Source organism: Streptomyces sp. NPDC001204, from assembly GCF_053598035.1.
Genome location: NZ_JBSFJL010000034.1, coordinates 12444 through 21962 on the forward strand (window position 1 = coordinate 12444; position 9519 = coordinate 21962).

The window sequence follows — 9519 nt, forward strand, 5'->3', positions numbered from 1 at the left end:
GGCGAACAGGCCCCTGCCGGGGCTCGCGAACCACGAGGAGTGCGAATCGGGGTGCCGTCCACGATCCACCGCCGCTCGACCGCTCGGCCGGCGGCGGACGCCGTGGACGACCCCTCCCGAAGTGCCCGCCAGGTGCGGACTCAGCGCAGGCTGAACGCCGACAGACGCAGTCCCTTGCTCAGCACCAGGTAGACGTCCGTACGGCCCTTCGAGCCCGCCGTCAGCGGGGCCGTCACCGTCCCGTACGTGTACGGGGACGACGTGCCGTCGAAGCGCGCCGTACCGACGAGCCTGCCGTTGGGGGAGCCGAGGCGCACCTCAAGCGTGCCCGACGCCCCAGCCAGCTGGGCGGTCAACCGCGCGGCTCCAGAGCCCAGTTCCGTGTCCGCGAACTTCAGCCACGCCCCGTCGGCCGTCGCGGCCACCGCCGTTCCCCTCACTTTCGACTCGTCCACCAGGCTGATCGCACGGTAGTCGTCGAAGTTCTCGGCCCGTGTCGCCTTCCCGAGGTCCCGGGGCGGGATCGTCTCACCCTGGACCTTCAGTGACATACGCGCCCGGATGTCCGCCGACGACGCGCCGGCCATCACGTCGTACGTCCCCGTCTCCACCACCCACTTCGAACGCGTGACGTCCCAGTGCGCGAGTTCCGACGTCCCCAGCTTCAGCCGTACCGTCATCGTCTCGCCCGGCTTCAGGGACACGCGCGTATACGCTTTCAGCTGCTTCAGCGGCTGCTTGTCGCGGGACGTCCGTTGGTGGACGTACAGCTGGACCACCTCGTCGCCGGCCCGCGGGCCCGTGTTCGTCACCGCCACCTCGTAGCCGTCCGAGACCCTCTTCAGACCGCCGTAGCGGAACGTCGTGTACGACAGGCCGTAGCCGAAGGGGTACAGCGGCCGGCCCTTGAAGTACTGGTAGGTGCGGTCGGACTTGATGATGTCGTAGTCGAGGATGGAGGGGAGGTCGGACGCGGACCGGTACCAGGTCTGGGTGAGGCGGCCCGCCGGATTCGCGTCGCCGTACAGGAGGTCGGCGAGGGCGTTGCCCGTCTCCTGGCCCGCGTGCGTGGTCCACAGCAGGGCCGGGACCTCCTTCTGCAGGGCCCCGAGGGTGGTGGGGTAGCTGTTCTCGACGACCACCACGGCCCGGGGGTTGGCCCGGTGGACTGCCTTGACCAGGGCTTCCTGGGAGGGAGCCAGGCCCATGTCCGTGCGGTCGTGTGCCTCGCGGCCGTTGATCGCGGGCATCGATCCGACCACCACCACGGCCGTGTCCTTGCCCTTGACCGCGGCGACCGCCTCGTCGACGCCGCTGCGGACCACGTCCTTCGTGTAGTGCGCGGCCCGGTCCTCCGCTACGAGGCCGAGCGTGCCGTCCGCGCCGGTCGGGCCGAGGTAGACCGGGTTCGACCACCAGGACTCGCCGGTCTCGTATCCCGCGTACCGCAGCAGGTACGTCCCGTCGGCCTGCCGCTCCAGCTCGAACTGCTGCTGCACGAACCAGCCGTTGGGCTGTATCTGGTCGTTGACGAAATCCGACCAGTTGTAGCCGACGTACCTGCCGTTGGCCGCCGAGCGCAGGGTGACGATGCCCGAACCCCAGTCGAACACGTCGAACTGCGTCCGCGCACCGGCGTCCGTGGTCTCCTTCAGGGCCGCGCCCGCCTCGCCCGTCCCCGCCGTCACGTACTTCCCGGTCGCCGTGTCCTTCAGCGTGATCCTGTCCACGCCCTCGCTGCTCGCCACCGGAGTGCCGAGCTTGGCCGCGATGCCGTCCTTCGGGGTGACCGCGTAGGGGAGGGTGCCGGAGTACCAGTCGGTGTAGAGGGTGTCGGCGAGCGGGCCGACCACGGCGGCACTGGAGGACTTCTTCAGCGGCAGCGCGCTGTCGTTCTTCAGGAGAACCGCCGCCTCGGTCGCCGCCGTGCGCGCCAGCTTCCGGTGCGCGGGGCTGTCGATGACGGACGCGTCGATCGATCCGTACCTGCCGCCGCCCGGGTCGAACTCGCCGAGCCGGACGCGGATGCCCAGGATGTGACGGACGGCGGTGTCGATGTCCGAGGACTTCAACAGCCCGCTGGACAGCGCCGACTTGATCGCCGCCGTGGTCGGGCCGGGATCGGTGTCGTTGTCGGTGAAGCTGTCGATGCCGGCCTTCAGCGCCGCCGCGTCCGCCTCCGCCTGCGTGCCGTAGTACTTCTGGCTGCCCGTCAGGTTTCCGGGCGCGAAGGCGTCCGTCGCGTTCAGCAGATCCCGGGAGGTCCAGGTGCGCACGGTGTCGTTCAGGGCCGGGTCCACCGTGTCGGGGCGGCCGTTGACGAGGTTGTAGGAGGACATCACCCCGGTTGCCGCGTCCGCCTCGATCGCGGGCTTGAAGGCCTGCTCGTCGTACTCCTTCAGCACGCGCGGGCGCAGTTCGGAGGACGTGGTGTCGCGCTGGTACTCGTTGTTGTTGGCGAGGAAGTGCTTGAGCGTGGGAGCCGTCTTGAGGTGGTCCGGGTCGCCGCCGGTCAGACCGCTGCCGTACGCGGTGGAGATCGAGCCGGTGAGGTGGGGGTCCTCGGAGTAGCCCTCCTCGTTGCGGCCCCAGCGCGGGTCGCGCAGCAGGTTCACCACGGGCGCCCACAGATTGAGGCCCCAGCCGGCCGGGCGTTCCTGCTGGAAGCCGCGCGCCTCGTCGCCGACCGCCGAGCCGACCTGCCGGACCAGCTCCGGGTCCCAGGTGGAGGCGAGCCCGATCGCCTGCGGGAACACGGTCGTCTCGCCGAGCCAGGCCACGCCGTGCAGGGCCTCGGTACCGGTGCGGAACTCCTGGATGCCGAGGCGGGGGATCGCGGGCTCGTACTGGTGGAGGAGGGAGATCTTCTCGTCGGGCGTCAGTCGGGAGAGCAGGTCGTCGACGCGCCGGTCGACGGGCAGGCGCGGGTCCCGGAAGGGGTACACGGGATCGTCGGCGTGTGCGGGAACGGTGGCGCAGAGGCCCGCGATCAGGGCGAGCGCCACGGCGAGGGTGGTTCTGCGTCTTCCTCTCGTGCCTTTCATGTCACGGCTCCTTCGGCCAGTGCCTTGCGGGTGAGGAACTTCAGGGGACGTCGCGCGGTACCGTGCTCGCGCGTTCCGTCAGCCGGGGCGGCAGGAGCGTCGCCTCGGGTACGGCCGTGCCGTCCAGCTTCTTCATGAGCAACTCCACGGCCCGCGCACCCAGCTCGGCGGACGGCAGGGCGACCGAGGTGACGGGGACGCGGAGGGATTCGGCGAGTTCTTCGGGGCAGATCGCCGTGATGGAAAGGTCGCCGGGGACGCGTAGCCCGAGCTGCTCGAAGGCGTCGATCAGTGGCTCCAGGACCGCCTCGTTGTGCACGACCACCCCGGTCAGCGCGGGCTGCTCGCGCAGCAGCTGCTCGGCGATGTGGCGGGCGGCGGCGGGCGTGGCCTCGCACGGGTGGACGGAGGAGGAGAGCCCGTTGCGGTCGGCGGCGGCCGTGAACCCCTGTACCACCCGCTGGGCGAACGCCGTCTCCCGCACGTACACCTCGGGCGGCGATCCGACCAGTGCGACGACCCGGTGCCCCAGCCCCGCCAGCCGCTCCACGCACAGCTCGCCCGCCGCCCTGAAGTCGAGGTCGACGCAGGTGAGTCCCCCGGGCTCGAGGGGGAACCCGATCATCACGGAGGGCCGGTCGAGCGACCGCAGCAACGGCAGCCGCGAGTCGCGGAGTTGCAGGTCCATGACGATCAGCGCGTCCACGAGAGCCGTGTCCGCGACCCTGCGCAGTCCCTCGTCGCCCTCCTCCTGGGTGAGCAGCAGCACGTCGTGGTCGTACCTGCGCGCGGTGGTCACCACCGACACCGCGAACTGCATGACCACCGGGACGTCGATACCCGAGCGCAGCGGGACCACCAGCGCCAGGACGTTCGACCTGCTGCTGGCCAGAGCGCGGGCGCCGGCGTGCGGGCGGTAGCCCAACTCGCGGATGGACGCCTCGATGCGCTGCCGGGTCTCCTGGGAGATGGGGCGCTTGCCGCTGAGGGCGTACGAGACGGTGCTCGGGGAGACCCCCGCGTGCCGTGCCACGTCCGTGATCTTCACCATGGTCAGTCCAGCTCCAGTGGGGGAGGAACCATCAGGCCGACTTCAGCTCCAGCGAGAGGAATCCGGTGCCCGCGGGCGCCCGCGCGATCCGCTCCCCGCAGGCCAGCGCCCAGGGCGCGGACGGGTCGCTGCTGGAGGCCCGCAGCGTGTCGCCCTCCCGGACGACGGTGAAGGTCACGTCCCCCACGGGCACGCTCACCCGCGCCCCGCGCTCCAGCCCGTAGGCGCGCAGGGTGACCCCGTCGGCGTACGGATAGTCGGGGCGTGAGTCCACCGCGCCGACCGGGATCACCGTACCCGGCCTGACCAGCAGCGGAACGCTGGAGAATCCGTGCCGCTCGCGCACCCATCGCGGGCCGGTCACGGTGTGCCCGCCGAGGAAGTGGGTCCAGGTGCCCTCGGGCACGTAGTACGAGACGTCCCCCTCGTCGTTGAAGACCGGAGCGACGAGGAGATCGGGCCCGAGCATGTACTGCCTCTCCAGATGGGCACATCCGGGGTCGTCCGGGAACTCCAGCACCATCGCCCGCATCATCGGCACCCCCTCCGCGCGGGCGGTGCGGGCGGCCTCGTACAGGTACGGCATGAGGCGCATCTTCAGCCGGGTGAACAGCCTGAGGACGTCCACGGCCTCCTCGTCGAACAGCCAGGGCACGCGGTACGAGGAGGAGCCGTGCAGCCGGCTGTGCGAGGACAGCAGCCCGAAGGCGATCCACCGTTTGAACAGGGCCGGGGTCGGGGTGCCCTCGAAGCCGCCGATGTCGTGGCTCCAGAACCCGAACCCTGACAGGCCGAGGCTGAGCCCGCCGCGCAGCGACTCGGCCATCGACTCGTAGGTGGCCTCGCAGTCGCCGCCCCAGTGCACGGGGAAACGCTGGCTTCCGGCGGTCGCCGAGCGCGCGAAGACGACGGCCTCGTCCTCGCCCCGGTGCTTGCGCAGCACCTCGAAGACGGTGCGGTTGTACAGGTACGTGTAGTAGTTGTGCATCCGTTCCGGGTCCGAGCCGTCCGCGTAGGCCACGTCGACCGGGATCCGTTCGCCGAAGTCGGTCTTGAAGCAGTCGACGCCCTGTGCGAGCAGCGCCTCCAGCTTGGAGGCGTACCAGTCGCGGGCGGCCGGGCTGGTGAAGTCGACGAGCGCCATGCCCGGCTGCCACAGGTCCCACTGCCACACGCTGCCGTCGCGCTTCCTGAGCAGATGGCCCAGGGCCTTTCCCTCGGCGAAGAGGGGCGAGCGCTGCGCGATGTACGGGTTGATCCAGACGCAGATGTGGAGGCCCTTGGCCTTCAGCCGGGCCAGCATGCCCTCCGGGTCGGGGAACACCCGCGGATCCCACCGGAAGTCGCACCAGTTGAACTCGCGCATCCAGAAACAGTCGAAGTGGAAGACGGACAGCGGCAGTTCACGATCCCTCATGCCGTCGATGAAGGAGGTGACGGTGGCCTCGTCGTACGAGGTGGTGAAGGAGGTGGACAGCCACAGGCCGAAGGACCAGGCGGGCGGGAGCGCCGGGCGGCCGGTGAGGGCCGTGTACGTGCGCAGGATGTCCTTCGGGGTGGGCCCGTGGATGACGTAGTACGTCAACTGCTGGCTCTCCACGCTGAACTGGACCCGGGACACCGCCTCCGAGCCGACTTCGAAGGACACCTTGCCCGGATGGTCGACGAAGACGCCGTAGCCCGCGTTCGTCAGATAGAACGGGGCGTTCTTGTAGGCCTGTTCGGTCGCCGTGCCGCCGTCGGCGTTCCACATGTCGACGACCTGGCCGTTCTTGACGAGCGGCCCGAAGCGTTCGCCGAGCCCGTACACCGAGGTGCCGATCCCCAGACCCAACTGCTCGCGCAGGTAGTGGGCGCCGTCGGCGTCTCGCATGATGCCCATGCCCTTGGGGCCGCTGCTGGTGAGGACACGGCCGTGGGCGAGGAAGTCGACATGCCAGGGGCCGGTGCGGGCGACGCGCACCGACAGGGCCCCGGAGGTGAGGGTGGCGGACTCGTCGTCGTACTCCACCTGCGCCGTGCCGCTTTCCGGCGGACGTCCCTCGGGCCCCGTGAGGTCGTCCCGCCGGACCTCGAACTGCGGCCCCTGGGGCTGTTCGCCCTGGAAGTGGGTGATGGTGAGGCCGATGACGTTCGGCATCGGCGCGTGCGCACTGATCGTCACGACCGGTCCCTTCAGCAGGTCGCCGCGGTGGCGGATCGGCTGGGTCGGCGCGTGGATCTCCAGGGCTCCCGGGGAGGCGGTCACGTCCAGGACCTCGACCGGGTGGGCCGCGGTGACGCCTTCGCGCAGCAGCCAGTAGCCGTCGGTGAACTTCAAGCGTGTACTCCCTACTTGACGGCACCCACGGCGATGCCGCGGGTGAGAGTCCGCTGGAAGACGAGGAAGAAGACGAGGGCGGGCAGGACGCCCAGCAGGGCTGCCGCGTTGGTCATCGTGGCGTCCATCAGGCGCTGGCCCTGGAGGACGCCGAGCGCCACCGACACGGTCTGGTTGTCGTTGGAGATCAGCATGACCAGGGGGAGTAGGAACTCGTTCCACGTCCAGATGAAGAAGAAGACGAGCAGCACGCCGATGGTGGGGCGGCTGACGGGGACCACGATCCGCCACAGCACCTGCCACTTGTTCGCCCCGTCGATCCGGGCGGCCTCGATGATCTCGCGCGGGAACCGCCCGAGGACGGAGGAGAGCAGATAGGTGCCGAAGGCGGCCTGGATCACCGTGAAGACGATGATCACGCTCAGCCGGGTGTCGTAGAGGCCGGCCTGCTTGCTCAGGTAGTACAGCGGGTAGACCAGCGCCTCCTGCGGCAGCATGTTGGCGAGGACGAAGAAGGCCAGCACCCAGGTGCGCCCCTTGATGCGGCCGATGCCGATCGCGTACGCGTTGAGGATTGACAGGGCCGCGGCCAGGACCGCCACACAGCCGCTGATCAGGACCGAGTTGGCGAGCTTCTGGCCGTAGTCGACGCGCTGCCAGAAGTCCTTGAGCCCGTCCAGGTACAGGCCCCTCGGCAAGCTCAGCGGTCCGTGCTGGGAGTACTCGGCCGGCGACTTGACCGCGTTGACCGCGACGATGACGAACGGCAGCACCATGAACAGGGCCGCGATGCAGAGGGCCACGAGAACGGGGTGGCGACGCAGGGCACTCGTGGTCATGTGCGGACCCCTTCCTCGGCGTCCTCGGCGCGGGTCTGGAGTTTCAGTCCGATCAGCGAGAGCAGCATGATGATCACGGTGAGCACGGTGGAGATCGCGGCGCCGTAACCGACCTGGGTCTTCTCGAAGAACGTGGTGAAGGAGAAGTACGACGGGACGTCGGTCGCGCCGCCCGGGCCGCCCTTGGTGAGCACGTACACCGCGCCGAAGACCTTGAGCGCGGCAATGCTGCACCAGGTGAGCACGACGGAGATCTCGGGTCTGATCTGCGGCAGCGTGATGTGCCAGAAGCGGCGCCACCAGCCGGCGCCGTCCAGTTCGGCCGCCTCGTACAACTGTGGGTCGACGCGCTGGAGCCCCGCCATGAAGACGACGAGCGGGAAGCCGATCTGCACCCACACCATCACCCCCATGACGCTGTACAGGGCGATGTCCGGGTCACCGAGCCAGTCCTGCTGCCAGGAGCCGAGGCCGACCCCCTTCAACAACGCGTTCAGGGTGCCGTTGTCGGGCGCGAGGATCCAGCTCCAGACGATGCCGGCGACCGCGATGGGAAGTACCTGGGGGAGGTAGAAGCAGGCGCGCAGGACGGTGGCCGTCCTGCTGCCGAAGTGCTTGCCGATGTAGTCGAACAGCGCCGCGGCGAGGACCAGCCCGACCATCGTCGGCAGGACGGCCATGGCCACGACCATGAACAGGCTGTGCCGGAACGACGCCCAGAACTCCGAGTCGTCCATCAGCTCGCGGTAGTTGGCGAGACCGGACCACCGGGGGCTGCCGACCCCCTGCCACTCCGTGAAGCTCACGCCGGTGTTCATCAGGAAAGGGACGACGATGACGGCGAGGAAGGCGAGGACACCGGGGACGAGGAAGAGGGCGTAGGACTGGTGCGGGCGGGGGCGGCGCGGGCTGCGGTGCTGGTGCGTGCCGGCGGCCCGCGACCCCCGTTCGACGGTGACCGTCATTGTTTCGGCACACCCTTGTCGTACGCCTTCTGCAGCGCACCGAGATAGGCGTCCGGTGTCGCGCTGCCCGTGATCAGCTTCTGTGTCTCGGAGACGAGGACGTCGTAGAAGCCGGGGACGGGCCAGTCGGGGTAGAAGGCCAGGCCGTCGCGGCCGGAGAGGGTGTTGAAGTCGGCGATGAGGGTCTTGGCCCGCGGGTCGGTGATGGCGGACGGGTCTGCCGCCACGGGCACGCCGCCCTTGTTGCCCAGCAGGTTCTGGATCTTCTTCGACATGGTGACGTCGATGAAGTCGTATGCGAGGTCCTTGTTCTTGGCGCCCTGGGGGACGACCCAGAGGTTGCCGCCGGAGCCCAGGGTGAGGTCGGAACCGGGCCACAGGACGCTGCCCCAGTCGAACCTGTTCTCCGTCGTGAAGCGGCCGTACCACCAACTGCCGCTGAACAGGATCGGGTTCTTGCCCTGGATGAAGGCGACGCCCGCGTCCTCGGCCTTGGTGCCGCTGGACGTCTTGCTGATGTACCCCTTCTTCACCCAGTCGGCGAAGGTGGTCGCGCCGTATGTCCAGGCGGCGTCGTGGAAGTCGGTCTTGCCCCGGTAGAGCTCGTAGGAGTCGACCCAGGCGCGGTCGGCCTTCGACAGCGCCAGCTGGTACAGGTACTGCTGGGCCATGTACTCGGCGCCGGCGTTGGCGAGCGGGGTGACGCCCTTGGTGACGAACGTGTCCATGGCGGCGGTGAGATCGTCGAACGTCTTCGGCTCGGCGACCTTGTACTTCTTGAAGAGGTCCTTGTTGTAGAAGACCATGGTGTATTCGGCGTAGTTGGGTACCCCGTACCACTTGCCGGAACCCATGACACCGTTGGTGTCGTACTGGCTGGTGGTCTTCACTCCCGCGCTGAGCTCCTTGTCCCAGCCGCGCTTGGTGACCTCGGGGGTCAGATCGGTGAGGAGACCCTGCTTGGAGAGCAGACCCGCGGTCGCGTTGCCCTTGTTGTATTCCATGATGTCGGGCGCGTCTGAGGAGTTGAGGACCATGGGCGCGGTCTTCTGGATCTGTTCGAAGCCCTTCTCCTCGAACTTCACCTTCACGCCCGGGTGTTTCGCCTCGAACTCCTTGATGGCCTCGTTCCAGGCGGCGCCCATCGCGCTGTCCGGGCCCTCGTAGTGCCACAGCCGGAGCGTCTTGCCGTCCGAGGTACCGCCGTCCGAGCTGCCGCAGGAGGCCAGGAGCAGGGATCCGGTGAGGACCGCGGCCGTCGCCACCACACGCCTTCGTGCCGTCAACATCCAGTGCCTCC

The 9519-nt window shown here is 69.0% G+C and carries 6 protein-coding genes; all 6 read right to left on the reverse strand.

The window, feature by feature from the left end; translation table 11 throughout:
* Nucleotides 1–140: 140 nt before the first annotated feature.
* Genes ACWC91_RS33620 through ACWC91_RS33645 form a run of 6 tightly spaced genes read right to left on the reverse strand, consistent with a single transcriptional unit; the run spans nt 141 to nt 9508 of the window.
* Nucleotides 141–3044, reverse strand: a complete 2904-nt coding sequence (locus ACWC91_RS33620; protein WP_450642355.1) for a glycoside hydrolase family 3 C-terminal domain-containing protein — start codon at nt 3042–3044, stop codon at nt 141–143.
* Between the two features lie 40 nt (nt 3045–3084).
* Nucleotides 3085–4095 carry a LacI family DNA-binding transcriptional regulator gene (locus ACWC91_RS33625; RefSeq protein ID WP_376503223.1) on the reverse strand — a complete coding sequence of 337 codons (1011 nt, stop codon included), beginning with the start codon at nt 4093–4095 and terminating at the stop codon, nt 3085–3087.
* 31 nt (nt 4096–4126) lie between these two features.
* Nucleotides 4127–6415, reverse strand: a complete 2289-nt coding sequence (gene yicI, locus ACWC91_RS33630) for an alpha-xylosidase (protein WP_450642356.1) — start codon at nt 6413–6415, stop codon at nt 4127–4129.
* Nucleotides 6416–6426: 11 nt separating this feature from the next.
* Nucleotides 6427–7254, reverse strand: coding sequence for a carbohydrate ABC transporter permease (locus ACWC91_RS33635; RefSeq protein WP_450642357.1), 828 nt, complete (start codon nt 7252–7254; stop codon nt 6427–6429).
* Nucleotides 7251–8219: a carbohydrate ABC transporter permease gene (locus ACWC91_RS33640; RefSeq protein WP_225080174.1), complete on the reverse strand. Its 969-nt coding sequence runs from the start codon at nt 8217–8219 to the stop codon at nt 7251–7253. Before ACWC91_RS33640 ends, ACWC91_RS33635 begins: the two co-directional genes overlap by 4 nt.
* A complete protein-coding gene (locus ACWC91_RS33645) occupies nt 8216–9508 on the reverse strand; it encodes an ABC transporter substrate-binding protein (RefSeq protein WP_450642358.1) in 1293 nt (430 codons plus the stop codon). Before ACWC91_RS33645 ends, ACWC91_RS33640 begins: the two co-directional genes overlap by 4 nt.
* Nucleotides 9509–9519: the final 11 nt, after the last annotated feature.

Bases quoted from the DNA above. Each gene is read 5' to 3' on its own strand.
- ACWC91_RS33620 (WP_450642355.1), bottom strand. From the start codon at position 3,044: ATGAAAGGCACGAGAGGAAGACGCAGAACCACCCTCGCCGTGGCGCTC.
- ACWC91_RS33625 (WP_376503223.1), bottom strand. From the start codon at position 4,095: ATGGTGAAGATCACGGACGTGGCACGGCACGCGGGGGTCTCCCCGAGC.
- ACWC91_RS33635 (WP_450642357.1), bottom strand. From the start codon at position 7,254: ATGACCACGAGTGCCCTGCGTCGCCACCCCGTTCTCGTGGCCCTCTGC.
- ACWC91_RS33640 (WP_225080174.1), bottom strand. From the start codon at position 8,219: ATGACGGTCACCGTCGAACGGGGGTCGCGGGCCGCCGGCACGCACCAG.
- ACWC91_RS33645 (WP_450642358.1), bottom strand. From the start codon at position 9,508: ATGTTGACGGCACGAAGGCGTGTGGTGGCGACGGCCGCGGTCCTCACC.